We start from the raw sequence: 25,108 nt of genomic DNA, 5'->3' as shown, positions 1-25,108 counted from the left end.
TCTAAAATTCAACATTTAGAATAAATATTCATCGTGGGACTGTTTCGGCGCAAGATGTAGGAACAATCAACGCTACTGATGTGGCTATATTCAGCGCATGGCCAAATGCTGCCAGTTAACAAAAGATAACGTAGCGCCGATTGTCAGACGATTCGAAAGCCCGATAGGATGGCCCCTGCTTCCTTCAGGCGCTCTAGATTGCAGGTTTCAGCGCCTGGTAAAGCCCCTAACAATAATAAAATGGGAGAAGGTCTATGAGTGAGCCTGTCACGGGTTGGGTTGTCTGCCGCCCACGTGCCGCACGCAAGGTTGCGTTGCTGGCCACAGCGCTCTCGTTGCTGGCCGGTGCCGCGTTGTCGGTACCGGTGCTGGCAGCCAGTGATACCGCCGCACCGTCGGTGTTCGCGATTGAATCCCCCAAGGCCGCCAAGGGCCTGATGATCGATGTAGTCCATGCCGGTGCGCGCTTGGTGGCGGTCGGTGACCGTGGGCACATTCTCTACTCCGATGACCAGGGCAGCACCTGGACTCAAGCCAAGGTCCCCACCCGGCAGTTGCTCACGGCAGTGTTTTTCGTCGATGACAAACACGGCTGGGCGGTGGGTCATGATGCGCAGATTCTCGCCAGCACCGACGGCGGTGCCACCTGGGCCCAGCAGTACCAGGACCTCAAGCGCGAAGCGCCGCTGCTCGATGTCTGGTTCAAGGATGCGAACCACGGCATGGCCGTCGGCGCCTACGGTGCGTTGATCGAAACCACCGATGGCGGCAGGACGTGGGCGGACGTCAGCGACCGCCTCGACAACGAAGACCAATATCACCTCAACGCCATCGCCCAGATCAAGGACGCCGGGCTGTTCATTGTGGGCGAGCAGGGCAGCATGTTCCGCTCCAGCGATGAGGGCCAGACCTGGGAAAAACTTGAAGGCCCCTATGCAGGCTCGTTGTTCGGCGTGATCGGCACGGCCCAGCCGCAGACCCTGCTGGCCTATGGCCTGCGCGGCAACCTGTACCGTTCCACGGATTTCGGCAGCAACTGGGAGCCGGTGGCGTTGAACGCCACGCGCGGTGCGTTGGAGTTCGGCCTGTCGGGCGCCACGTTGCTCGATGATGGCACCCTCGTCGTGGTCGGCAACGGCGGCAGCGTGGTGGTCAGCCATGACGATGGCGTGACGTTCAGTGTGTTCAACCGCCCGGATCGCATTTCGCTGTCGTCCGTGACGGCGGCAGGCAATGGCAACTTGATTCTAGCCGGGCAGGGTGGCGTGCGTGTCGCCACGCCGACTGGCGCAGAACTCGTAAAACAATAATAAGGGCGGGGAAAGCATGAGCAGTCATCACAACGATAAAGCGACCCTCCTTGAGCGCCTGATCTTCAACAACCGTCCGGCGGTGATTGTCATCTGCCTGCTGGTGAGCATTTTCCTGTTCTGGCAGGCGACCCTGATTCGCCCCTCCACCAGTTTTGAAAAGATGATCCCCCTGAAGCACCCCTTCATCGAAAAGATGATGGAACACCGCAACGACCTGGCCAACCTGGGCAACACGGTGCGCATCTCGGTGGAGGCCAAGGACGGTGACATCTTCACTCAGGCTTATATGGAGACCCTGCGTCAGATCAACGACGAGGTGTTCTATATTCCCGGCGTCGACCGCTCCGGTCTCAAGTCGCTGTGGAGCCCCAGCGTGCGCTGGACCGAAGTCACCGAAGAAGGCTTCGCCGGGGGCGAAGTGATCCCACAGAGCTATAACGGCTCGGCGGGAAGCCTCGACCAACTGCGCAACAACGTGCTCAAGTCCGGCCAGGTCGGACGCCTGGTGTCCAACGATTTCAAGTCGAGCATCGTCGACATCCCGCTGCTCGAGTCCTACCCCGACCCGCAGGACCAGGGCAAGCTATTGGCCCTGGACTACCGCAAGTTCTCCCATGAACTCGAAGACAAGATCCGCGACAAGTTCGAAGCGCAGAACCCCAACGTCAAGATCCACATCGTCGGCTTCGCCAAGAAGGTCGGCGACCTGATCGACGGCCTGGTGATGGTGGTGATGTTCTTCGGCATTGCGTTCGTCATCACTCTGATTCTGCTGCTGTGGTTCACTCATTGCCTGCGCAGCACCGTCGCGGTGTTGAGCACCACGCTGGTGGCGGTGATCTGGCAGCTCGGGCTGATGCACTTTTTCGGTTTCGGTCTCGACCCGTACTCGATGCTGGTGCCGTTCCTGATTTTTGCCATTGGCATTTCCCACGGCGTACAGAAGATCAACGGCATCGCGCTGCAATCCAGTGAAGCCGATAACGCGTTGACCGCCGCACGTCGCACGTTCCGCCAACTGTTCCTGCCTGGGATGATCGCGATCCTGGCCGACGCGGTGGGCTTCATCACCCTGCTGATCATCGATATCGGCGTTATCCGCGAGCTGGCGATCGGCGCGTCGATCGGTGTCGCGGTGATCGTGTTTACCAACCTGATCCTGTTGCCGGTGGCGATCTCCTACGTCGGTATCAGCCAGCGTGCGATCGCCAAGAGCAAGAAAGATGCGCATCGCGAACACCCGTTCTGGCGCCTGCTGTCCCGGTTCGCCAGCGCCAAAGTCGCGCCGGTGTCGATTCTGCTCGCATTGATCGCCTTCGGCGGCGGCCTGTGGTACAGCCAGAACCTCAAGATCGGCGATCTCGACCAAGGCGCGCCGGAACTGCGCCCGGATTCGCGCTACAACAAGGACAACAACTTCATCATCAGCAACTACTCCACCAGCTCCGATGTATTGGTGGTGATGGTCAAGACCAAGGCCGAAGGCTGCTCGCGTTATGAAGCCATGGCACCCATCGATCAGTTGATGTGGAAGATGCAGAACACCGAGGGTGTTCAGTCGGCCATCTCGCTGGTGACGGTATCCAAGCAGATGATCAAGGGCATGAACGAAGGCAACCTGAAATGGGAAACCCTGTCGCGCAACCCCGACGTGTTGAACAACTCCATCGCCCGTGCCGATGGCCTGTACAACAACAATTGCTCCCTGGCGCCGGTGCTGGTGTTCCTCAACGATCACAAGGCCGAAACCCTCGACCGTGCGGTACATGCGGTGCAGGACTTCGCCAAGGAAAACAACAAGGACGGTCTGGAGTTTATCCTCGCCGCCGGTAACGCCGGGATCGAAGCGGCCACCAACGAGGTGATCAAGCAGTCGGAACTGACCATCCTGGTCCTGGTGTACCTGTGCGTGGCCACCATGTGCATGATCACGTTCCGTTCCTGGGCGGCAACGTTGTGCATCGTGCTGCCGCTGGTGCTGACTTCGGTGCTGGGCAACGCACTGATGGCGTTCATGGGGATCGGCGTCAAGGTCGCGACCTTGCCGGTGGTGGCATTGGGCGTGGGGATCGGTGTCGACTATGGCATCTATATCTACAGCCGCCTGGAGAGTTTCCTGCGGGCTGGCCTGCCGTTGCAGGAAGCGTACTACCAGACCCTCAAGTCGACCGGCAAAGCCGTACTGTTCACCGGCCTGTGCCTGGCAATCGGCGTGTGCACCTGGATTTTCTCGGCCATCAAGTTCCAGGCCGACATGGGCCTGATGCTGACCTTCATGCTGCTGTGGAACATGTTCGGTGCACTGTGGCTGCTGCCGGCGCTGGCACGCTTCCTGATCAAGCCCGAGAAGCTGGCGGGGCAGAAGGGTAATTCGTTGTTTGCCCACTGAGATCTGGGCGGGTGGGGGCTTGCCCTGCTGCCCATCAACCAGGAGGCAAATTACTCCTGTGGCGAGGGAGCTTGCTCCCGTGGCGGCCTGTCAGCCGACCGCGATGTGGGTCGTGTACATATCCATTGCTGCGGTAACGGCGGCTTATGGTTCCGCTCTTACAGCGGCTCACTTTTGGAGAGGCCCAAAAGTAAGCAAAAGGCCTTCGCCCCACCACTCGGCACCTCGCTCAGGCTCGGTGTGCCCGAACACAGGCTTGAATCCGTGGGCCGCCGCCACGCGCCATCCATGGCGCGGGGCGGCTAACCCGGCGTCCTGCCGGGTTACCCACGGATTCAAGCCTGCGTTCGGCCAGCGTGGTTTAACGGGGCGCCTAAGATCAGGATCAAAAGCAGATCAAAAACATAGGCGGTGAGTCAGGGTTGTCATGGGTGCTGGCAACTCAGAGCTTGAGGAACAGCTTCTGGTCCAGCGGTGGTTCGATCTTGGCCCGCACGATGCTGTTCAAGGGTTGGTTGTTGCGCCCGGCATTCTCCACCAGGTCTTTCTGGGTCATGTAGCGCTGCTCGGGCAGTTTCAGGTGCGCGGCGCTGTAGGTATTTCGTGCGGTGGTCGTGTTGGGGTAGTGGAAGTGCGCATACCAGAGCACGTTGGTACTGTTTTTCTCACGAACAGCGTACTCCGTGAGAAAGTCCGCGCCCTTGAGCTTTTTGCCACGGGTGACCAGGCTGATGTCGACGCGCCCATGGGTCCATAGGTAATCGATGTTCTCCGCTCGGGGGAGCTGGCGCAGGTAGCCGTCACAACGGTGCATGATCGCGCGCTCGCGCATGGCCTTGGCGGCATTTTTCCACGTTTCGACCAACGCTTTGGTTTCACTGGCTGCGCCGTGGTTGGCCTGGGCGTCCTGTGCGACTTGCTCAAGCTGGTCGGCCTGGGCTTCGAGCATGTCGCTCCAATCGCGAGGGTTGACGGTCTCCCGGCGAGCCGGATCATCCAGTTTCTTCTTCTGGAACTGGATCGAGCGCTCGATGCCGGCCTGTTCACCCATCAGTTTGCGGGCCGTGCCGATGGAGGCCGACAGCGGCTTGGGTGATGGCACGGAGGGGGAACTGACTGGCTCTGCGCTGACGATCTGGACCCAGTCACCCTCGGTCGAGTGCCAGCTGTAACTGCTCAGGGGTTGGCCGGTGCGGGAGTCAAGCACGTCGATAATCGGGATATCCTGGCCGGGTTGTGTATCACGTAACGTACCCACCAGGGTTTGTTTGTCGCGGGTCTTGAAGACCTTCTTGTTCAGCGATTTGCGCGCCCTGTCGTCACGGCGCGGGGCGACCGGTGGCAAATGCTGTTCTTCGCGCATCAGGTCCGCCAGCTCGACCTGGGCCTGGGTGATGACTTCTTGCAGGCACTCAAGATAACGCTTGCCATAGAACACACGGACGCTGTCGGGGCCGGTCTCTTGCAAGGCGTGCGCATTGTTGAATTCGGCCTGATATTTTTCGATCAGGTTGCTCAACACCGCGATACGTTCCTCGCCGGTGTAACCCTCATGTTGTTGCAGCTCGATATGGGAGTTCGCGGCGGCGTTCAGGTCGGCCTGGTTGAAGCGGTCGCGGAAAAAGGCTTCTTCGGGGGAGCGGGGGTCGATGGTTCGGTCCAGGCTCAACTCCCGCAGCGCGCTGAGGCGCTCCATGGTGGCGGTGAACACCTGATTGGCCGGTGGCTGCGGGAATTCCTTGATGAACGCCTCCGCGAGTTTCTTATTACCGGGGCAGTCGTTCTTCCATTCGTTCAGCACCTGGTTATAGGCTTGGGCGGCCTCAATCTGGCGCCCGAGGCGCTCGACGTGGTCAGCCATGTTCTCGATCAGATCGGCGTAGGCGCCGGGCTCATTGCGTTGGGTTCGTTCAATCAGCTTTGCGAGCGGCTCACCGGACTTCGCATGGGTGAACTGGTCGTTGACGTACACGTGATCGATCGTGCGTGAAAGCAGGGTGGCGGCGATGGCCTTGTACTGGTCCCCGCGTTTTTCCCGGAAAAGATTGAAATTCATCGCAGGGTTATCGCTGCTCAGCGCCTGGATCGCAATGCGCCTGTGGGCAAGCATTGCATTGGCGTTTTTCTGATCGTCTTCGAAGCGCATGCGCATCAAGGTCGACAGGTCTTTATTCTTCCTCAACTCTTGTTGGTACTGTTGCGCAAAGCCGGCACCACGCTCGCCACTGTTTACCAGGCCCCATAGCGTCCTCAGGGTTTTGTTCGACTTGCGCAGGGCTTCATCGGTTTCGTTCAAGCGCATATCACTGGTTTCGATGGCGCCCACCAGCGGTTGCATCGAGGCCACTTGTTCGGCGTATCGCCTGAGCATCGCATCGCTGAGTTCGATATTGCGGTCCAGAGTGGCTTTCATCCGTTCGCTGGCCCTGGGCATGCCGCCACGCAGTTTGGGGCGGGTGTCGAACTGCCATTGCCCCTTGGCGTCACGGGTCAGCGGCGGACCCGTGAGGGTTCTGTTTTGCTCGTTGATCACGAACGGACCATCCAGGTCCCTGGCGACACGATACCAATGGTTCTCGATGCAGGCGTGAAGCTTGCCATCGACGAGGTATAGGCCCGCCCGCGCGCCACTTTGAATGGGGGTGGTTGTACCGGTCGGTTTCGGTACGCTGAACGATTGAATGTGGGCGCGTTGCGAGGGGCTCAAATCACGCGGGCTGGAAAACGAGAAGTCAAAGGGTTGGTCGTGCGTGAGCAGGCCTTTGGCAACCGGTGCGGCGTCTGGCTCGACCACTACCCGCGGTACCTGGGATGTATCTCCGGCGGGTCGGCGCAACGGGGAAGAAACTTCCGGCCGCTGGTTAAAAGGCACATTGCCCACGGCGCGTTCCGGTGGGCGCACAGGCGTGGCATGGCTTAACAACGTGGCCACATTGACCAGCAGGTCCACCATCGCTCCCGCAGGGTCGGAGTTTTTCGGGTCGCTGGCCTGCCTGATGTCGTTTTCGACACTGGCCAGTTGCAGCAGCCAGCCGGCCATGGCGCCGGGGCCGCGCAATACCGGCAACAGGGTATTGAACAGTAACCAGCCCAACTCCTTGTAGGAGGCCCAACGACTCTGGATATCCGAGGTGGACTGGCCTTGGGCGAGGGTGACCAGGCTTTGGGTATTGGTAGTGAACAAGTGCTGCATCAACTTGCCGTCCCGTAAGTCCTTGCGCAGTTTCTCGCAGGCGCCATATCCGTCGATGGCCAGGCTCGTCGGGGCGGGTGTGGCGGGCGCATCGAACTCGTTAAAGACCCCGTAGCGGGCAATATGCGGCGTCTTGAAGCCGCCGTTGCCGTAGATCGCCCGCACCTTGTCGCTTGGCAGCCAGGCCAAAACGCTCTGTTGCAGAGGCCCCGGGGCCTGGATCGCAGCGAGCAGGGCATCGCGGCTGGCAAATTCCTGCAAAACCGGTGACAACTGCGGACGGTAGAGCAGGTGAGGGCCGTATGCAGGGTTTTGCGGTTCTATCAGGAACATATTGGCGACGACGTCCGGTGTGGCGCCGGGTTTGCGCACAAATGCCAGGGGGCGCAGGGTAATCGATTGACCGTCGACCTCTCGTGGGCCGGTGCCGGGCCGGGTCACGGCTTCCACCAACCGATAGCCCGTCTCGGTGATGCCGGCTTCGCCCTTTAACTTGAGCTCAAGCGCTTGCAGGGTCAGTTGTAGCGGCACTTGTTCAATGAAAAGCTTTGCGCGTGCCCTGGCTTCGTCGGTATCGCTGAGCAGGTGCTGATTGAGCAATGCGGGGTAGCGTTTGCCGATATCGATCGTGGTGATCAGATCCTTGAGCATCTGTGGCAATTCGGGGTCTTTGATCAGTTGCCCGCGCAGGCGAACATCCATGGCACCGGCGGGCAGCCCCGCAAGATTCTCCAGGGCCATGTCCACCAGGCTCATTTTCACCGGCTCGATGTAACCACTGCCCAGATCGCCGACCGGCACCTTAAAGGTCACTTCCAGATCTTTGGCGGCGTAGCCCTTGGAGGCCAGGTGGGCGTTGAGCTGTTGTTCGGCGTAAGTACGGATATCGGGAATATCCGTGAGGAACGTGCGGCCCTGGTTGCGCTGCACGCTGCTGGCCAGTTCCAGTGCCTGACGCTGGTAAGCGAAGCGCTCGGCGTCGGTGGCCTGGGTCAGCCATCCAGGCAGGTCACGGGGGCGGGTTGATGCCGTGTTGTTGAACCACATGGCCGTATCGCTGGCTTGGGAAAACAGCTGTTCCAGATCGCCGGCACGGCTGTTGGCCGGCAACTGTATTGCGTCCAGGTTTTGCAGTTGGCGGTCGAGCATCACGGCCGCCTGGGTATCAAAAATGTTGCCGTCCGGCTCCCGGCGCTTCCAGGTGAGGCGGTCGAACTTGAAGGACTGGTTAAGCTGGTGCTCCCATGCCTGTGTGAACGCCTCCAGGGAGGCGTAAGGCGTGACCTTGCCCGCAGCGGTGGCGTGCAGCACCAACGTTTCGCCGCCGATATTGCGGGTGATCAGCAGGCTCGGGTCCGAATGAGTGGCTGTGATCCCCGCTTGCTCAAGGGTTGTATCCACGATGAACGCGCGCGCGGCGGATTCGCCATAACGGCTGTTGCGTTCGCTGAGGTCGGGGTAGCCGGTGATCTGGTCCAGGGTTTCACGCTGGGTCGCGCTGAGGCCGGGTTGCTGGAGGCCGGCGATGCGCAGCGTATCCTTGAGTGTGTCGCTGAGCCAGCGCCAGCGGCTGGTACCGGCAAACGCGTCCTGCCCCCAGTAATGGCTTAACGCATCGGCGTAAGCGGCCTTCAGGTTGGGACGCAGGCTGCGGATGGCCAGTTCCATGGAGTAGGTGTCCAGGGGCGTGGCTCGGTTGCCGCTGGCGTCGACGACTTTGAGGGTGGTCGCCGTGTCGCGGCTTACCCATTTGGCGCCTTCGGGCAACGCCAGTTCGCCACCGCTGGCCATGTGCTCGAGCGCCAGGTCCAGCAGCGGGGTCAAGGTGTATTGCAGGGGATCCGTCGAGATCGGTACGGCCAGAGCGGTGTTGGCGCTGTTGAAGCTCAACGTGGGGTAGCGCTGGTTCAAGAGCGAGTCCAACTGCGCGGCCACCACGGAGCGCAACGTCGGGCGTGTGGCGAATTGGTTGGCGACGACACTGGCCGGTGTATCGGCAGCCGGAACGCCCTGGGCGTTCTCTTTCAAGCGGCCTTGAAGGCCCAGCGGCGGCTGGATTGAACGTATTGGCCTTGGAGGTGTTGAAAGCGGCGCCACGGCCGCTGCCGGTTCATCGGCAGGGGGCAGGGGGGCCATCGGCAGTGACACGGAGAAAAGATGAGGACGGGCGTTGATCGACGGCATGCAAGCGCTTCCTTGGCGGAGTGAAAAGAAATCAGCGCCGCGAAAGTACTGGGTTGTCGGCCAGCTAACGGTGCAAATGCGTTATGAACTGTTTCCAGTGCTGCGCGAGATCTTTGCCAACGCCCCGGTTGACGCGGGCCGGACACGTTTGTGTCGACGTATTTGCAGCCGGCCTGCCCGCAAAATCGGCACTGCCCCCGACACCCTGGGCTATCATTGGCGCTTTCCCGTAAATGATTGACTGCCATGACTGCCCAAACCCTGACCGCCGCCCTTGAAAATGCCGACATGCTCGAAATTGATGGCTTGCACGCCTTTGATTTCGTGTTGGACGACAGCAAACTGCTGATTACCGCGATGGACGGCCGTGCCGAAAAACGCTGGAGCTTCAGCCTGGAACAGGTACGGGCCGCGACCTTTGATGACACCTTGCAAAGCTGGACGCTCACGGGCGAGTCGGGCGAGCACCGCCTGGTCTGCCTGAGTGCGTTTACCGGCAACAATAACGATGAGGATGAAGCGGATGATCATGCGTAAATTCTGGCCCCTGCTGATGGCCGGCAGTGTGGGTGCAATGTCGGTGCAGGCTGCACCTGCCGACACCTATGAACTGCTGGTGGGCAGCTACACCGCCGGCACCAGTGAAGGGATCTACCGGCTGCAGTTCGACAGCCGTACCGGCCGGTTCAACGGCAAACCTGCGCTGGCGGCCAAGACGGCCAACCCGTCCTGGCTGACCCTTTCCAAGGACCAGAAGCATCTGTTCGTGGTCAATGAGAACGGCCCGGGCCAGAAAGACCCGGTCGGTCGGGTGAGCAGCTACAGCATCGACCCGCAGAACCATCAGCTGACCTTGATCAACCAGGTGCAGAGCCTGGGCAATGAGCCGACTCACTCAAGCGTGGCGGCCGATGGACATTACCTGTTCATCGCCAACTATTCGGTACTGGAAGATCCGGGCGGAAGCCTGGCTGTCCTGCCGGTGGACGCTGCCGGCAAGCTGTCGGCTCCGGTGCAATTGAGCGCCCACCCGGCCAGCCGCGTGAACCCTGAGCGCCAGGCGTCCAACCATGTGCACTCGGTGGTGTCGTCGCCGGACGGCAAGTATGTGTTTGTCCAGGATCTGGGGGCGGACAAGTTGTTTGCCTACCGTTACGACCCCAAGGCCAACCACGAACTGCCCCTGACCCCGGCCAACCCGGCATCGGTGCAACTGCCACCGGGCAGCGGCCCGCGTCACTTGCTGTTCAGCGCCGATGGCAAGCACGCCTGGCTGACCACGGAGATGAGCGCGCAAGTAGCCGTTTTCGACTACAACGATGGCAAGCTCAGCCAGACCCAACTGGTGGACTTTGCCGCCGGGCAGCCGGTGTCCGACAAGGCCGGTGCTGCGCTGCACGCGTCCAGCGATGGCAAGTTCCTGTACGTGAGCAACCGTGGCACCGCCAACCAGCTGCTGGTGTTCAGCGTTGACCCGGCTACCGCGCACCTCAAGGAGATCCAGCGCCGTTCCGTGGAGGGCGACCACCCGCGCGAGTTCAGCCTGGATCCGAGCGGCAAGTTCCTGCTGATCGCCAATCAGAAAAGTAACGAGATTGTGGTGGTCGAGCGCGACCCCATGACGGGGTTATTGGGCAAAACCGTGCAAAAACTGCCGATCGATGCGCCCAGCGACCTCAAGTTCCTGGTGCGTCAATAAGCCACAGGCCCCGAAGAGCGGGGCCTGAAGCTTTCTATTAATTCTATTAATAGCGGCTACTGTTTCAAAGCATTTCTAAGGTTTAGCCCTCGGGCGTAAGTTTGGTTCCAAGGCCTTCCAAGGCCACTTAATCAAACGAACACGAGGGTTACCGCCATGAACTTCAATCTCTTCTCGGTCATCGCCGCTTCCGCTGTTTCCGCCACCGTGGCCCTGCCTGCTGCTGCCAGCGTGGAAGTGACCGGTAAAAAATCCAGCACCAGCGCCTACACCCAGAAATACCTGCAACAGAGCGCTAATTTCTACGCCGCACTGGACCACAAGACCCAACAGTAGGAGTGAGCTTCAGGGTTTTGCCATCACCGCAATAAACAGCGGCGACTCCAGAAAACGTTGTAACCATTTCTGCAGCCGCCGATACGGTGTCGCGGCAAACCACTCCCGGTCCACATGGGCAAACTGGCGCACGAACGGCGCCAGTGCCGCATCCGCCAGGCTCATATGCTCAGCCAGCAGGTATTCATGCTGGGTCAGCAAACCTTCCAGCTTCTGCAAAAACACCTCGCCTTCGGCCCGATAATGCTCCATCGGGTGTTCGGGATAACGGTCGGCGTATTTGTATCGATTCAAGTGATGTTTGAATACCTGGTCATTCTCGGCAATCAGCGCCAACACCGCCGGGTCACCTTGCAGCAGCCAATCATCAGGGTCGTGCTGTGCCAGCGCCCATTGCATGATCGGCAGGCTCTCGTCGATCACCTGGCCCGCCACACTCAATACCGGCACCGTGCCCTTGGGTGACAGCGCCAGCATCTCGGCCGGCTTTGCCTTGAGGCTCACCTCGATAATGCGCACGGCCAACCCGCAATAACGCAGGGCCAGGCGCGCACGCATCGCGTACGGGCAACGCCGGAACGAATACAGCAGCGCCTCGCTCACTTGACCTCCAGGGTGCTCAACCCGTTGCCCTGGCGCTTGACCTGGATCTGCACCGGGATGCGCTCATGCATTTCCTGCACGTGGGAAATCACGGCCACCTTGCGCCCCTGGGCCTGCAAACCGTCCAAGGCGTCCATTGCCAATTGCAGTGATTCGGGGTCGAGGCTGCCGAAGCCTTCGTCGATGAACAACGACTCGATCTTCAACGTGCTGGACGCCATCGAAGCCAGGCCCAACGCCAGCGCCAACGACACCAGGAACGTCTCGCCACCGGACAACGAGTGCACCGAGCGCAGTTCATCGCCCATTTCCGTATCCATCACCAGCAGCCCAAGCATGCTGCCGCCACGTTTGAGGCGGTAGCGGCGCACCAGTTGGCGCAGTTGCACGTTGGCGTGGTGCACCAGCAGGTCGAGGTTGTAGGCCTGGGCGATTTTGCGGAAGGTATCGCCGGTGGCCGAGCCGATCAGCGCGTTCAGGCGTGCCCAGCGCTGCCATTCGTCATAGGCCTGGGTGATTTGTTCTGCCAGCGCCTGGTTGGCGTCCTGACGCCGCTGGTCCTCGACTTGCCGCGCGCGCAGCGCGTCGCAGTGCTTCTCGTCTTCGGTCAGGTGCTGATTGAGGGCCGCGAGGCTGTTGTCCAGTTGCTCGGCTTCCAGGTTGCCATTGTGCTGGGCCTGGTGTTCGGCAAGGCGTTGTTCGCGCTCCTGCAGCAGCACCCTGGCTTGCTCCACGGCTTTTTCGCTGTGTTGCAACTGCTGGCGCAGCGTACTGATTGCGTGGTCATCGAACGCCAGCAAGCGGGTGAGGCCGGCGTCATCCAGCTCGGGATGCAGGGCACGCCATTCGCCCAGGCGCAGGTCGAGGGTGTGTTGCTCGGCGCTGAGTGCCTGTTGGCGTTCCTGCTGGGCCTTGAGGTCGGCGGCCAGCTGGATCAGCGTGTTGCGCAAATCTTGCAACTGTTGGTTGGCGTCGGTTTCGTGTTGACGAGCTTGCGCCACCGCCTGGTCCAATTGCTGTTGCCAGTGTTCGGCGCTGGGGTATTCGCCCAACAAGGTGCCGAGTGTTTCCTGGGCCGCTTGCTGCTGGGCAGCCAGTTCCGCGACCTGCTGACGCAAGCCCTCCAGTTGTTGCTGGCGATGCTGCTGATGGGTCTGTTCTTTCTCGATGGCTTGCCGGCGCTCTTGCTGCTCGGCGTGTTCATCGCGCTGCTGTCCCAGTTGCTCTAGGCGCTGGCTGACCTGCTGGTCCAACTGCATGAAGGTCGCAGCCGGCTCGCGGCGCAGGCCGTCCAGGGTGGCGGCGGGCAGCAGGTTGGCGAAGGCGCTGAGTTCTTCTTCAAGGCGGTCGCGGTCATTGGACAGCTCGCGTTGCTGGTCTGCCAGCAACTGGCGCGCTTGCTGGCTGGCCTCCTGGGCGGCTTGCAATTGTTGCTGCAGGCGCCCGGCGTTTTGCTGCAGGTTGAGCAGGGCGCCCTGGCGTTGTTCATCCTGGCTGATACTTTGCGTCAACTGGTTGAGTTGCTGGGCCAGCCAGGCGCTGCGCTGAGGCGCCTCCAGGTTGAACAGCGCGGCGTACAGCGGATGGGCTTCCAGGCTGGGTTTGAGCGCCAGTTGCTGCGCCGCCAACTGCTCCTGCTGTTCCAGAAAACCCTTTTGCTGGGCGATCAAACCGCCCACTTCGCCACGCAGCTCGGTGAGTGTTTCCTTGAGGCTGTCGACCGCTTTCTGCGCCGTGGCCTCTTCATTTTCGTCATGGCGGCCGAGGCTTTGCAGCAGCGCCTCGGGCTGGTGGTACGGGTGCTCATGGCTGCCGCACACCGGGCACGGCTGGTCGTCTTGCAACTGCTCGCGCAACTCCTCGACGCTGGCACTGCGGGCCAGGCGCTGGCGCTCCAGCAATTGCTTGGTCACCGTGAGGGTTTGCTCGGCCACGGCCAATTCAGCCTTGGCTTGCAGGCCCGCCTGGTTGAGCTTTTCTCGTTGCTGCTGGGCCTGCACGAGTTTTTGCGTCAGCGCATCGCTCTGTTGATCCAGCTGTTGCTGGCTGTCCCACAGGCGTGTGAGCTCTTCGAAGGCGCGTTGCTGCTTGCGATTGTCCTGAAGCAGGCTGGCGAGCAATTGGATTTGTTCGGCCACGGCGTGGGGTTCGGCGCCGGCTTCCTGGTACAACAGCTCCAAGGCTTCGCGCTGCTGGGTGAACTGCTCGGCGGCGGCGCTGGCGCGCTGTTCCAGTTGCGGCAGTTCGGCCTGGCCTTTGCTCAGGCGATTGCCGATCAGCATCAGTTGTTGCAGGCGGTCGCGGTAGGCGGCCCAGGCCTCACTCAGCGGTGCGAGGGCGCTGCTGCGCTCAAGTTCGTTGGCCAGATGTTGCAGGCGCTCGCCCACTTGCGCTTGTTTCTCCAACAAGCCATCGAGTGCGACCTGGCCCTGGGTGCAGGCGGTTTCCTGCACGTGCTGGTCTTCGGTGCGCTTGGCCAGGTCTTTGCTCAAGCGGGCGAGGGTGCTCTGCTCTTCGAAGGCCCGGCGCAATAACGGCACGGCGTCGGCCTGATGTTTCAGGGCCTCGGTCAAGGCCGACTGAGCGGCGGCGTGCTGTTGTTGTGCCTGCTCTTGTCGGCTCTGCAACGCGGTTTGCTGCTCGATGTGCTGCGCAATCTGCGTGGCGAGCGGCGCCAGCAAAGTGCCCAGTTCGGCCTGCCGGGCGAAATGATGGCGCTGCGCCGCCAACTGCTCCAGGCGGCTTAAGTCCTGGCGTTGCTGGCCCTGGTCATGCCATTGCTGCTCGGCGTGCTGCAACTGTTCGGCGGCGGCTTGCCGGCGCTCCTGCCATTCGCGTAGCTCCTTGAGCCAAGTATGTTGCAATTCCAACTGCTTGAGCTGAGCCTGCCGGGTCTTGAGTTGTTGCTGGGCTTCGGCCAATTGTTGATCGAGTTCGGCCCGCGCTTCGGGGGCCAGCGGCACTACACCGGTGGCTTGGTCCTGCAGTTGCTTGTGGGCTTCCTTGGCGTCCTTGGCTTTGTCGAACGCACGGCGACCCAATTGCGTGTAAAGCGCGGTGTCGGTGAGTTTTTCCAGCAGTTCGCTGCGCTCGTTATCGTTGGCCTTGAGGAACGCGCTGAACTCGCTTTGCGCCAGCAATACGGCCCGGGTGAACTGCTCAAAGTTCAGGCCCAGGGCCTGTTCCAGCTGGGCCTTGTATTCGGTTTTCTGGCTGGCCAGCAGTTGATCGCTGTCCAGGTCGATCAGGCTTTGCCGGCTGTTCTGCAATTTGCCGCTGGCCTTGTCGCGGGCGCGGTTGGCTTCCCAGCGCGCACGGTAGCGACGGCCATTGACGCCGACAAAGTCCACCTCGGCGTAACCGCCGCCGGTGCCACGTCGCAGCAGGGTGCGCGGGTCGCCGATGGAAATGTCGCTGTCGGCATCGGGCATCTTGGCCTGGCCGGTGTCGCCCAGGCGCGGCACGGCACCGAACAACGCCAGGCACAACGCATCAAGCAGCGTGCTTTTACCCGCGCCGGTCGGCCCGGTAATCGCGAACAACCCGGCACTGGCCAAGGGCTCGGCGGTGAAGTCGATTTCAAACGGCCCGGCCAGGGAGGCGAGGTTTTTCAGGCGGATGGCGAGGATCTTCATGGCTGTTCATCCTCCTGTTGCACTTCCTGGAGCAGCACGGCGAAATCCTTCAAGGTCTGTTCATCCACTTCGCTGCCGTAACTGTCCTGCCAGGCGCGGCTGAACAGTTCCTGGGGCGTGAGCTGGTCGAGTTCAACCAGGCGCTCTTCATCGCGGTCTTCGCGGTTGCCCGCGCCTGCGTATTCGGCGGCGATGCGTACCAGGCGCACGGCTTTGCCTTGCAGGGCGGTTTCGATTTGCTGGCGCAGGTCCGGCTGTGGCTCGTCGAGGCGCACACGCACCTCCAGCCAAGGGTGGCGCTGGGTTTCGGCAAGCAGGTCGATGTCGGGCAAGTCGCCCAGTTGCTTGAGGATATCGGCCAGGGGCGCGGCTTCCAGGCGTTGCAGATTGACCGAGCGGGGGATCAGGCGCGGTTCGACGTTCACCAGCCGCTCGCCCTGAAACGTTACGTCAAGAATCTGGTGCTTGTAGCCGATTTCGGAAAATGACAGCGGAATCGGCGAACCGGAATAACGGATGCGTTCTTCGCCATTCACCTGCTGCGGCTTGTGCAAGTGACCAAGGGCGACATAGCCCACACGGTTATCGAACAGGCTGGCGGGCAGTGCTTCGGCATTGCCGATGATCAGGCTGCGCTCGGAGTCTTCCGACACCGAACCACCGGCCATATGCGCGTGGCTGATAGCGATCAACGCCTGGCCCTTTTTGCGTTTGGCCTTGGCCGCAGCGATCAGCCATTCATGCACCTGGCCGATACCGCGCAGGTAATCGTCCCCCAAGTGTGCGCCGGTGACTTCCGCCGGGCGCAGAAACGGCAGCGCCAGGCACCATGCGGCGATCTTGCCTTTGGCATCCGGCAGGGGAATCAGCAGGCGTTCGGCGTCGAGTTGCCCGTCGTCCAGCCACAGCACCCGGCCCAACGCATGGGTGCGCAAGCGGCGCATCAACGGCGCCGGCAATTCGATGCGCGAGCCGGAATCGTGGTTGCCGGCAATCATCACAATGGTGAGCTTGGGGTTTTGCTCGTGGGCGCTGATGATGAAATCGTACAGGCGCTCCTGGGCCTTGAGCGGCGGGTTGACCGTGTCAAAGATATCGCCGGCGATCAGCAACGCATCCGGTTGCTCGGCTTTTAATTGGCCCAGCAGCCACTCAAGGAAACAGGCGTGTTCGAAGTCGCGTTCCTGGCCGTGGAGGTTTTGGCCCAGGTGCCAGTCGGAGGTATGAAACAGACGCAAGGCGAACTCCGTGGAAAAGATGAAAAGGAGGGGAGTTTACCTGTAAAGCTGTGGGAGGGGGCCGGCTCAAATGCACAGTCAGTAAGGCGCAACGCTGTCCCTGCGGCGAGGGAGCTTGCTCCCGTTGGGCCGCGAAGCGGCCCCAGCTTATGGTTTGAAAAGACTGGGCCTGCTACGCATTCCAACGGGAGCAAGCTTCCTCGCCACAGGTTACCCGCTGCCTGCTTATCGCTTAACTGACTGGCATTTGAGCAAGCCCCTCCCACCGCTATTTGGGGTACAGCGGCGGCAAGCTGGTGGTGTCGGTGGCTGGGGTTTGGGTGCGTTCGGTCATGGGGATGGCTTTTACGGCGCGCCACAGGTCTTCGCCCAGCCAGTACTGGCCGCTCTCGCTGTACAACGCGCCATTGAGGCCATCCAGGGCGTCGGACAGCGGCACGAACCGCGCCGCCATGTCCGCCAGGGTTTCCGGCTGTTGCCGCGCCCAGGCGTCCAGTGCCTGGCGTGTGGCTTGCGGGTCGTTGGCCTGGGTGGCGCGCTTGAGGTCGTCGAGCAGGGTGCGTGGGCTCGGGCCGGTCTGCGCGGTGCGTTGTACGGCGGGTTGCCGGCGCGCGCGCCACCACAGGCCGAAGCCGAGCAGGGTGGTGCAGGCGAGCAGCAGTGTGCTGAGCTGCCATAGCCACAGGCGGTCATCGTCCGGTGCGGTGATCACGGTCGGCGTGGCGGGTGTGTCCACCACCAGGCTGGGGTTGGTCGCCACTTGCAGGGTGCGGGGCGGCAGGCTGGTGCGTTCGAGGTGGTCTTCGTGGGTGTTCCACCACACCACTTCCATTGCCGGCAGCTCCAGGGCTCCGGCGCGGGTCGGCACCAGCGCTTCGCGGTCTTCGCGGCTGCCGATCAGGCCGCGGTCGCTGCTCTGGTTGCCGAGTACCGGTTGATCCGGGTAGCGCCGCAGGCCACCGACGTCGGTACTCGGCAGGGCCGGCAGTTGCGCGCTGGAAAGACCTTCGGCCTTGACCGTGAGGCTGCGGGTCAGGGAGTCGCCGACTTGCAGGTGGTCGGGCTCGGGGTTCCAGGCTTCGCTCAGAGTCAGATTGCGTGCGGGTATCCACGGCGCATCCGCCGGGTACAGCGCCGGCTTGGGCTTGACGGTCAGCGGCAGTTCGGCCGAGCTGACATGGATCAGCTTGCCCGGCTTGGTGCCTTGCAGCGTGTTTTCCTGGGGCGGGCGCGGTTCGACCAGCGTGGCGCTGAAGGTCTGCGCCGGAATCAGCAGGGCGCCGCTGTGCTGCGGATAGATCGCGTAACGGGTTTCGATCACCCCATGGCGGATGCTGTTGATGACCTTTTCGTAGGTACGCGATTCGCCCAATTGCTCGATCCGCGCATCGGGGATCTGCAACGGCGTCAGGCTGCTGTCGTCATACAGTGACACCGAATGGTAAACGCGCACCGTCAACAATGCCTGGGCCTGCACGTACACGCTGTTCTGGTCGAGGCTGGCCTCGATGAACACCGGCGCCAGTTCGGCGCTGGTGTTCTGGCTGGCGGTTTCCAGCACCTGCAGGCTGATCGGCTGGGTCTTGAGGTCGCCCACTTGCAGCGGCGGAATCACCACGGTGCCGTTTTCCCTGGGCAGCAGGGTGATGATCCAGCGCGTGGTGGCGTGGTTGTCGCCGCCCAGGGTGGTGAGCTGGTTGATCTGGCGCGTGCCGCTGACTTCGAACTGTGCATCGAGGGGGGACAGGTCGGGTTTGCCGAATTGGGTGACGTCGCTGGACTCCACCGTCAGCTCCACCGTTTCACCGGAGTTGACGCGGCTGCGATCGACGCTGGCGACCAGGTTCGCCGCCTGGGCGTGGCCTGTCGATAACGCGAGCAGGAGCAGAAGGGTGGTGCGGCGGCTCATCGAGTCTTGTCCTGATGTTGTTGCTGTTCGTACCAGAATTTGCGGCGCAGCAGTTCACCGGGGTTGTCCGGGATCTCCCGCAGCCATTGCTCCAGGGCCTGGCGATGTTCGCCGTCAAGGCTGGCATCGGTGGGGCGCAAGGGCGGCGTAGTGGTTTGCTCATCACCCAGCTCGCTGCCCGGCACCTCATTGCCGCCGGCCTTTGGCGAGGCGTTTGCCTGGCTGTCGGTATTGCCGGCTTCACCCTGGCCCTGGGTGGACTGCTCGCCACCGGTAGAGCTTTGCCCGCTGGCGCCCGGTTGCGCAGTTTGGCCGGGTTGGGTGGTTTCGTCATCCTCGTTTTTGACAGGCTGCGCCGGTTCGGGCTGGGCCTGTTCCTGGATCAGGCTCTCCACCAGGGCCTTGTTTTTCAACGCCGGTTGCAGGTCGGGCTGCGCTTCAAGGGCTTGTTCGTAGGCGTCGACCGCAGCCTCCAGGGCGCCGGACCTGGCCAGGGCATTACCGCGATTGTAGTGGGAATAGGCGTCATTGCCCTCGGCAAAACGTTTGATCGCTTCGGCATAGTTGCCGGCCTCGTAAAGCGCCACGCCTTGCCATTGCGGGTCTTCAAAGTGCTCGGCGGCTTCGGCCGGGCGTTTGTGCTTGAGCAGGTATTGCCCCTGCTGGTCGGGACGCAGCCACAGGTCCTGGAATTCAAAGGCATAGCTCGGTTGCGGCGCGCCCAGCCACAGCAGGGGTAAGCAGAACAGCCAGCCGCGACGCCCGGCGCAAGCGGCCAGCAGCAACAACGGCAGGAGCAGCCAGTAGCCCTGGTCGGCCCAGGTGTCGAGGTGCAGCAGTTGGCCGTCGTTGCGCAGGGCCTGCGGGCCGTCGAGCAGGCCGAGTTGGCGCAGGTCTTTATCATCCAGACGTGCGGCGCGGTAGCGGCCACCCATTTCACTGGCGAAGGCCTTGAGGGTCGGGCTGTCGAGGCGTGGTACCAGGATCGCGCCCTGATCATCCTTGAGGAACTCGCCACTCTCCTGGGTGACCGGGGTGCCTTCGCGGCTACCGATACCGAGGATCGACAACGCCGGGGCCTGCGCCCCTTGCAGCAGCAGGCGGATGCCCTGGCGTTCCTGTTTCGACAGCGACGAGCCCACCAGCAACAGTCGCCCCTGGCCGAGGCCGCCTTGCTTGAGCAGGGCCAGCGCCTTGTCCACCGCCAGATCGGCGCGATGGCCGGGCTCGGGCATGATCGAGGGGCGCAAGGCTTCCAGCAGGTTGCGGCTGGTGCCCAGGTCATCCGACAGCGGCACCAGGGTGTGGGCGCTGCCGGCATACACCACGATGGCGGTCGGCGCATTGCCCCGTGCCTGCAGCAAGTCATAGAGCTTGCGGCGCGCCTGCTCCAGGCGGGTGGGCGGGCTGTCGGTGGCGAGCATTTCCGGGGTCAGTTCCAGCAGCACCACCAGCGGGTCGGCGGGTTTCTGGCTGGACTGCTCGACTCTTTGCCAGCTTGGCCCGAGCAATGCCAATACCGCCAGCAGCCAGGCAATGCCCAGCAGCACCCACGGCGATTTGCTCTCGCGCCCGCTGCCGCCACTGAGCAATACCGCATGAAAGGCCGGCGGCAGGATCACCTGCCAGCGCCCCGCGCGTTTTTGCCGGTGCCACAGCTGCCACAGCAACCAGCCGAGCAGCGGCAGCAGCAACAGCCACCAGGGGCGGAACCAATGCGGCCACAGGTCGATCATCGACGCCTCCGCAAACGCAGGCGTTTAAGGCGTTGGCGCCACTCAGGATGCTGTTGCAGGAACAGGCCTTTGCTCGAGAGTTTATTGAAGGCGCGTTGCAAGGCGTTGTCGGGCCAGCGCTCCTGGATCACCAGCAACATGCTCAGGATCAATGCCAGGGCCAATGGCGCGCTGTACAGCGCCTGGGCCGGGCGGGCCTGGGTGGGTTGTTGCGCCACGGGCTCGAGCTGGTCGAGGGTTTCCTTGATCTTTTGCAGCTCGTCGCCGTCGCGGGCGCGGAAGTAGCGTCCCCCGGTGGCGGCGGCAATGGCCTTCAAGGCGGGTTCATCCAGGTCCAGGCTCGGGTTGACGCCGAGGATCCCCAGGGAACCGGTCTGTTCGGGGTCGGCGCCGATGCCGATCGGGTAGATTTTCACGCCTTCTTCGGCCGCCAGGCGTGCGGCGGTCAGCGGGTCGATCTGCCCGGCGTTGTTGGCGCCGTCGGTGACCAGGATCAGTACGCGACTCTGCGCCGGGCGCTGGCGCAGACGTTTGAGGGCCAGGCCGATGGCATCACCGATGGCGGTGTTCTTGCCGGCGATGCCGATGCGCGCTTCATCCAGCCAGGTGCGCACGGTGTGCCGGTCGAAGGTCAGGGGAGCTTGCAGGTAAGCCTGGCTGCCGAACAGGATCAGCCCCACGCGATCGCCTTCGCGGCTTTCGAGGAAATCCCCGAGCAGGTGTTGCACCAGGCTCAGGCGGCTGACGTCGTCGTCCTGCCAGTGCATATCGGGGAAATCCATGGAACCGGAAACGTCCACCGCCACCAGCAGGTCGCGGCCACTGGCGGCAATCGGTAGCGGTTCACCCAGCCATTGCGGGCGTGCAGCTGCGGTCAACAGCAATAGCCATAACACCACGAACGGCGCTTGCTGGCGCCAGCCCGGCAGGTTGACGCGGGCGCGACGGCGCGCCAGGCCTTCGAGGTCGGCCAGATAGCTGACCTTCAAGGCGGGCTCGCCGCTGTCGGCCACGGGCAGGATAAAGCGCATCAACCAGGGCAATGGCAACAGGGCAAAGATCCACGGCCAGGCGAACTCAAACATGTTTGCGGATCCAGGTGTCGACGGCTTGGGTCAGGCCCGCGATGGCTTTATCGTCGAGTTTGCATTCGGGCTTGTAGGCGCCTTCCACCAACACCATCCAGCGGGTCAGGCCCGCAGCGGGGCAGCGGTTGTCGAGAAAGGCCAGCCACTTGCGACCGTTGAGCGTGTGGCTCTGGCTGTAGGGGTAGTCGTTGCGGCACAGGCGTTTGAGCAGGCCGTTGAGCTGCTGCAGCCAGGCCCCGGCCGGGGCGCCGTCGTAGGGTTTGGGCATCAGGGCCAGTTCGGCGAGGGCGGCGATGCGCAGCGGGTCCAGGGGCTGTTCGGCACGAGCCACGGGGCGTTTTTTGGGCAGGAAGCGGCGCAGCCACCACAAGCCCCAACCGAGCAGTGGAATCAGCAGCAGCAACAGCCACCAACCCGGTGCAGGCGGCCAGAAACCAATGGCGGGAGGTGCAATCAGCGGTTGCAGTTGGTCAAGGCTGCTCATTGCTTTTTAACCGGTCGTTGCGGGTTGAGGTATTCGCGCAGTTGCTCGACCATTTCGCTCTGGGTGCTCAAGGGCATCAATAACACTCGCAGCTTTTGCGCGAGCAGTTCCCAGCGGGCAATGCGGGCTTCGGCCTGGGCCTTGTAGGCTTGGCGCAGGTCGAAGTTCAGCGTGTCCAGTTCCAGCTCTGCGCCGCGCTCGGCGAAACGCAGCAGCCCGGCGGCCGGCAGGGCATGGTCCAGCGGGTCGGAGATCGGCAGCAGCAGCAGGTCGCAATGGCGTGACAGCAGGCTCAACTGCTGTTCGGCGCCTTCGGTGAGCGCGCGCTCATCACAGACCACGATCACCAGGCTGCCGGGGCGCAGCACTTCGCGGCCACGGCGCAGCGCCATGCCGAGGGCGTCGGCTTCCGGATGGCGTTCGGTATTCAGGCTCTGGTTGACCCGCACCAGCCGGTTGAGCAGTTGCAGCAGGCTTTGTTTGCTGCGTCGCGGTTTGATTTCGTAGTGCTCGCTGTCGCCGAATACCAACCCGCCCACGCGGTCGTTGTGCCCCAGCGCGGCCCAGCCGATCAGGCTGGCCGCCTGCGCCGCCAGCACCGACTTGAACATCTGCCCCGAGCCGAAAAACAGCCGGCAGCTCTGTTCCACCATGATGAAGATCGGCCGTTCGCGTTCTTCATGGAAGAGTTTGGTGTGCGGCTCCTGGGTGCGTGCCGTCACGCGCCAGTCGATGGTCCGCACGTCGTCCCCGGCCTGGTACACGCGCACCTGGTCGAAATCGACGCCACGCCCACGCAGCTTGGAGTGGTGCAGGCCGATCAACGGGCTGCGCTGGCTTGGGGTGGAAAACAACTGCACTTCCCGCACGCGATGGCGCATCTCGATCAATTCGCCGAGAGTGACGCGGATGCCATCGCCTGCGTTCATGGGGTTCAAGCGACGGCAACGACGTCGAGAATGCGCTGCACCACACGGTCCTGGTCAACGCCGGCCGCTTCGGCCTCGAACGACAGAATGATGCGATGGCGCAGCACGTCGAACAGCACCGCCTGGATATCTTCCGGGCTGACGAAGTCGCGACCGGCCAGCCAGGCGTGGGCGCGGGCGCAGCGGTCGAGCGCGATGGAGCCCCTGGGGCTGGCGCCGTAGGCGATCCACTCGGCCATTTCCGGGTCGAACTTGGCTGGCGTGCGCGTGGCCATGACCAACTGCACCAGGTATTCCTCAACCGCGTCAGCCATGTACAGGCCGAGGATCTCTTTGCGCGCCGCGAAGATCGCTTGCTGGCTGACCCGGCGTTCAGGCTTGGTTTCGCCGTTGAGCGCCTCGCCACGGGCCTGTTGCAGGATGCGGCGCTCCACGGTGGCGTCCGGGAAGCCGATCTTGACGTGCATCAGGAAGCGGTCGAGCTGGGCTTCGGGCAGCGGATAGGTGCCTTCCTGCTCGATAGGGTTTTGCGTCGCCATCACCAGGAACAGCGGTGACAGGTCGTAAGTGCTACGGCCCACGCTGACCTGACGCTCGGCCATGGCCTCCAGCAAGGCCGATTGCACCTTGGCCGGGGCGCGGTTGATTTCGTCCGCCAGCACCAGGTTGTGGAAGATCGGCCCTTGCTGGAACACGAAGCTGCCGGTTTCCGGGCGATAGATCTCGGTGCCGGTGATGTCGGCGGGCAACAGGTCGGGCGTGAACTGAATACGATGGAACTGCGCTTCGATGCCTTCGGCCAGCTCTTTGATCGCTTTGGTCTTGGCCAGGCCCGGCGCGCCTTCGACCAGCATGTGGCCGTCGGCGAGCAGGGCGATCAGCAAGCGATCAATGAGTTTTTCCTGGCCGAGAATCTGCGTAGAAAGAAAGGTTCGCAGCGCAAGCAGCGCTTCACGATGTTCCATCGATGACGGTTCCTGGAGAGATGAGCCCGGGCGTCGAACAAAAACACCGGGCCTGGGGCGCTTACTTTAATGCATCGAGGGGGGCGGCGACTAACGGCATAACCGGTATTTTTGGCAAAACTTGTAGGATTATTGTGTCAGAACGCCGTCAATGTGGGAGCAACTGTCTAAATGGATTCAATTCAGAAGTCATATTCATAGGCAGCAAGACTCCCACAGCTCTAGGCCATGCAATGCTGAACGAAAGAGCTGCTGCCGTGCTAAGCGGTGTGCTCTTTCCATTCAGTGCCGTCACGCAGCATCGCGTTCAGGCGTACCAATAAAACGCGCATACAGGCGATCAGTGCAACCTTGGCGCATTTACCTTTATCACGTAACAACTGGTATCGAGCTTGGAATTCCGGCTGGTCCCGAATGATCACCCAGCAGGCCATATACAGTGAGCGGCGGGCTGCAAATCTTCCGCCACTAATGTGGCGTGCACCTTTGTGCTTTCCGCTGTCGTTGTTGTAGGGCGCGAGGCCTGCAAGTGCCGCGATCGGGCGTCCCCCGATTTCGCCCAACTCGGGAAGGTAAGCCATAAGGCTGCTGGCCGTAATCAGCCCAATTCCCTTGACCGAGCACAGTCGAGCCACCTTTTCGCGATCTAGCTCGTTCGCACTTTGACGAATCAGCTGATTTATCGCTTCCACTGCTGCGCTCAAATACTCGATATGGCTCTGCAATGCAGGCTTCACCGCATCGCAGGACGCCGTTTTCAGGCGCCGCCTGTCGTCATCTCTTTGCTGAACAAAATGCTCTCGCTGCTGGACCAATGCGCGCAGTCTTTCATGCTCAGGGCTTGTGATTCGGGCGCTTGGCGAGTCTATGACGGCTGCAAATTGTGCAAGAGACTTTGCGTCTATCGGGTCGGTTTTGGCTTTTTGGCCCATCGCTCTGGAAAACGCTTTGGCGCGACGAGGGTTAACGCAAATGACCTGAAGGCCAGCCGCTTGCGCCGCTTTAACAACGTTTCGCTCGTAACCGCCCGTCGCTTCCACCAACACGCGGCTGACCTGGTAAAGCCGCAGCCATCCAATCAGCGCCGGCAAATCTTTCTCAGTATTTGAACAACTTACCCCAGCCTCAAGTAAATGAATCCGAGCCTCGAGGCTGTCTTTGGAAACATCAATGCCTGCTGAATAGGAAAACATGGCCAAATCCTCTTACACTCAGGGTGAGAGCGCTCTGGCTTGGCCCACGCTTGTAACTGTTCGAGGTGGGCTCGTTCAACTGTTCGGGCTCATGTCCAGAGCGGAGAGGTGAGTAGCAGCATGGGCTCCCACACGTGCTTTGAGCACTCGGGGCATTCAGCTTGCTACTCACCGCTCTCACCCTCAGTTTATTCCTGACTTAAGACACAAGGGG

16 protein-coding genes are annotated in these 25,108 nt (G+C 62.1%); 5 read left to right on the top strand and 11 right to left on the bottom strand.

Annotated features, from left to right (window positions below; translation table 11 throughout):
• Window positions 1-254: 254 nt before the first annotated feature.
• Entirely contained in the window at window positions 255-1,310 is a 1,056-nt protein-coding gene (locus C9383_RS05670) for a WD40/YVTN/BNR-like repeat-containing protein (RefSeq protein ID WP_090370649.1), read from the top strand.
• Window positions 1,311-1,326: 16 nt separating this feature from the next.
• Complete coding sequence (locus C9383_RS05665; protein ID WP_090370651.1) at window positions 1,327-3,702, top strand: efflux RND transporter permease subunit; 2,376 nt, start codon at window positions 1,327-1,329, stop codon at window positions 3,700-3,702.
• 442 nt (window positions 3,703-4,144) lie between these two features.
• Here C9383_RS05665 and C9383_RS05655 read toward each other — a convergent pair whose 3' ends face one another.
• The gene (locus C9383_RS05655) at window positions 4,145-9,079 is read right to left on the bottom strand and encodes a dermonecrotic toxin domain-containing protein (protein ID WP_235863256.1); all 4,935 of its coding nucleotides are present in this window, start codon (window positions 9,077-9,079) and stop codon (window positions 4,145-4,147) included.
• 246 nt (window positions 9,080-9,325) lie between these two features.
• Here C9383_RS05655 and C9383_RS05650 point away from each other — a divergent pair, with 246 nt between their 5' ends.
• The 3 genes from C9383_RS05650 (at window position 9,326) to C9383_RS05640 (ending at window position 11,114) form a co-directional block, all read left to right on the top strand.
• The gene (locus C9383_RS05650) at window positions 9,326-9,616 is read left to right on the top strand and encodes a DUF5629 family protein (RefSeq protein ID WP_090370655.1); all 291 of its coding nucleotides are present in this window, start codon (window positions 9,326-9,328) and stop codon (window positions 9,614-9,616) included.
• On the top strand, window positions 9,603-10,778 hold the full coding sequence (locus tag C9383_RS05645; RefSeq protein ID WP_090370657.1) for a lactonase family protein: 1,176 nt from the start codon (window positions 9,603-9,605) through the stop codon (window positions 10,776-10,778). The genes C9383_RS05650 and C9383_RS05645 overlap by 14 nt, the downstream gene beginning before the upstream one ends.
• Window positions 10,779-10,934: 156 nt before the next feature.
• Window positions 10,935-11,114, top strand: coding sequence for a hypothetical protein (locus C9383_RS05640; protein ID WP_060752616.1), 180 nt, complete (start codon window positions 10,935-10,937; stop codon window positions 11,112-11,114).
• 9 nt (window positions 11,115-11,123) lie between these two features.
• Here C9383_RS05640 and C9383_RS05635 read toward each other — a convergent pair whose 3' ends face one another.
• From C9383_RS05635 to C9383_RS05590, 10 genes are all read right to left on the bottom strand, one after another.
• Window positions 11,124-11,717, bottom strand: coding sequence for a glutathione S-transferase (locus tag C9383_RS05635; RefSeq protein ID WP_090370659.1), 594 nt, complete (start codon window positions 11,715-11,717; stop codon window positions 11,124-11,126).
• The gene (locus C9383_RS05630; protein WP_090370661.1) at window positions 11,714-15,352 is read right to left on the bottom strand and encodes an AAA family ATPase; all 3,639 of its coding nucleotides are present in this window, start codon (window positions 15,350-15,352) and stop codon (window positions 11,714-11,716) included. The genes C9383_RS05635 and C9383_RS05630 overlap by 4 nt, the downstream gene beginning before the upstream one ends.
• Window positions 15,349-16,590 (bottom strand): exonuclease SbcCD subunit D C-terminal domain-containing protein, encoded by a 1,242-nt coding sequence (locus C9383_RS05625; RefSeq protein ID WP_060752619.1) that lies wholly within the window; start codon window positions 16,588-16,590, stop codon window positions 15,349-15,351. The genes C9383_RS05630 and C9383_RS05625 overlap by 4 nt, the downstream gene beginning before the upstream one ends.
• A gap of 268 nt (window positions 16,591-16,858) precedes the next feature.
• Window positions 16,859-18,499 (bottom strand): BatD family protein, encoded by a 1,641-nt coding sequence (locus C9383_RS05620; protein WP_090370663.1) that lies wholly within the window; start codon window positions 18,497-18,499, stop codon window positions 16,859-16,861.
• Window positions 18,496-20,235 (bottom strand): tetratricopeptide repeat protein, encoded by a 1,740-nt coding sequence (locus tag C9383_RS05615; protein ID WP_090370665.1) that lies wholly within the window; start codon window positions 20,233-20,235, stop codon window positions 18,496-18,498. Before C9383_RS05615 ends, C9383_RS05620 begins: the two co-directional genes overlap by 4 nt.
• Window positions 20,232-21,320, bottom strand: a complete 1,089-nt coding sequence (locus C9383_RS05610) for a vWA domain-containing protein (RefSeq protein ID WP_060752622.1) — start codon at window positions 21,318-21,320, stop codon at window positions 20,232-20,234. Before C9383_RS05610 ends, C9383_RS05615 begins: the two co-directional genes overlap by 4 nt.
• The gene (locus C9383_RS05605) at window positions 21,313-21,807 is read right to left on the bottom strand and encodes a DUF4381 domain-containing protein (RefSeq protein ID WP_060752623.1); all 495 of its coding nucleotides are present in this window, start codon (window positions 21,805-21,807) and stop codon (window positions 21,313-21,315) included. The genes C9383_RS05610 and C9383_RS05605 overlap by 8 nt, the downstream gene beginning before the upstream one ends.
• Window positions 21,804-22,736 carry a DUF58 domain-containing protein gene (locus tag C9383_RS05600; protein WP_090370667.1) on the bottom strand — a complete coding sequence of 311 codons (933 nt, stop codon included), beginning with the start codon at window positions 22,734-22,736 and terminating at the stop codon, window positions 21,804-21,806. Before C9383_RS05600 ends, C9383_RS05605 begins: the two co-directional genes overlap by 4 nt.
• A gap of 5 nt (window positions 22,737-22,741) precedes the next feature.
• Entirely contained in the window at window positions 22,742-23,701 is a 960-nt protein-coding gene (locus C9383_RS05595; RefSeq protein WP_060752625.1) for an AAA family ATPase, read from the bottom strand.
• Window positions 23,702-23,961: 260 nt separating this feature from the next.
• Complete coding sequence (locus C9383_RS05590) at window positions 23,962-24,894, bottom strand: IS110 family transposase (protein ID WP_090365966.1); 933 nt, start codon at window positions 24,892-24,894, stop codon at window positions 23,962-23,964.
• Between the last annotated feature and the right edge of the window lie 214 nt (window positions 24,895-25,108).

Origin of the sequence: Pseudomonas palleroniana (genome assembly GCF_003031675.1) — a bacterium.
Taxonomy (GTDB): Bacteria; Pseudomonadota; Gammaproteobacteria; order Pseudomonadales; family Pseudomonadaceae; genus Aquipseudomonas; species Aquipseudomonas palleroniana.
The sequence above is the reverse complement of the archived record's forward strand: the minus strand, read 5'-3'. Positions and strand labels throughout refer to the sequence as shown.

What these genes read in the sequence shown, in the direction of transcription:
- C9383_RS05670 (WP_090370649.1), top strand. Translation starts at nt 255, where the DNA reads ATGAGTGAGCCTGTCACGGGTTGGGTTGTCTGCCGCCCACGTGCCGCA.
- C9383_RS05665 (WP_090370651.1), top strand. Translation starts at nt 1,327, where the DNA reads ATGAGCAGTCATCACAACGATAAAGCGACCCTCCTTGAGCGCCTGATC.
- C9383_RS05655 (WP_235863256.1), bottom strand. Translation starts at nt 9,079, where the DNA reads ATGCCGTCGATCAACGCCCGTCCTCATCTTTTCTCCGTGTCACTGCCG.
- C9383_RS05650 (WP_090370655.1), top strand. Translation starts at nt 9,326, where the DNA reads ATGACTGCCCAAACCCTGACCGCCGCCCTTGAAAATGCCGACATGCTC.
- C9383_RS05645 (WP_090370657.1), top strand. Translation starts at nt 9,603, where the DNA reads ATGATCATGCGTAAATTCTGGCCCCTGCTGATGGCCGGCAGTGTGGGT.
- C9383_RS05640 (WP_060752616.1), top strand. Translation starts at nt 10,935, where the DNA reads ATGAACTTCAATCTCTTCTCGGTCATCGCCGCTTCCGCTGTTTCCGCC.
- C9383_RS05630 (WP_090370661.1), bottom strand. Translation starts at nt 15,352, where the DNA reads ATGAAGATCCTCGCCATCCGCCTGAAAAACCTCGCCTCCCTGGCCGGG.
- C9383_RS05620 (WP_090370663.1), bottom strand. Translation starts at nt 18,499, where the DNA reads ATGAGCCGCCGCACCACCCTTCTGCTCCTGCTCGCGTTATCGACAGGC.
- C9383_RS05615 (WP_090370665.1), bottom strand. Translation starts at nt 20,235, where the DNA reads ATGATCGACCTGTGGCCGCATTGGTTCCGCCCCTGGTGGCTGTTGCTG.
- C9383_RS05610 (WP_060752622.1), bottom strand. Translation starts at nt 21,320, where the DNA reads ATGTTTGAGTTCGCCTGGCCGTGGATCTTTGCCCTGTTGCCATTGCCC.
- C9383_RS05605 (WP_060752623.1), bottom strand. Translation starts at nt 21,807, where the DNA reads ATGAGCAGCCTTGACCAACTGCAACCGCTGATTGCACCTCCCGCCATT.
- C9383_RS05600 (WP_090370667.1), bottom strand. Translation starts at nt 22,736, where the DNA reads ATGAACGCAGGCGATGGCATCCGCGTCACTCTCGGCGAATTGATCGAG.
- C9383_RS05595 (WP_060752625.1), bottom strand. Translation starts at nt 23,701, where the DNA reads ATGGAACATCGTGAAGCGCTGCTTGCGCTGCGAACCTTTCTTTCTACG.
- C9383_RS05590 (WP_090365966.1), bottom strand. Translation starts at nt 24,894, where the DNA reads ATGTTTTCCTATTCAGCAGGCATTGATGTTTCCAAAGACAGCCTCGAG.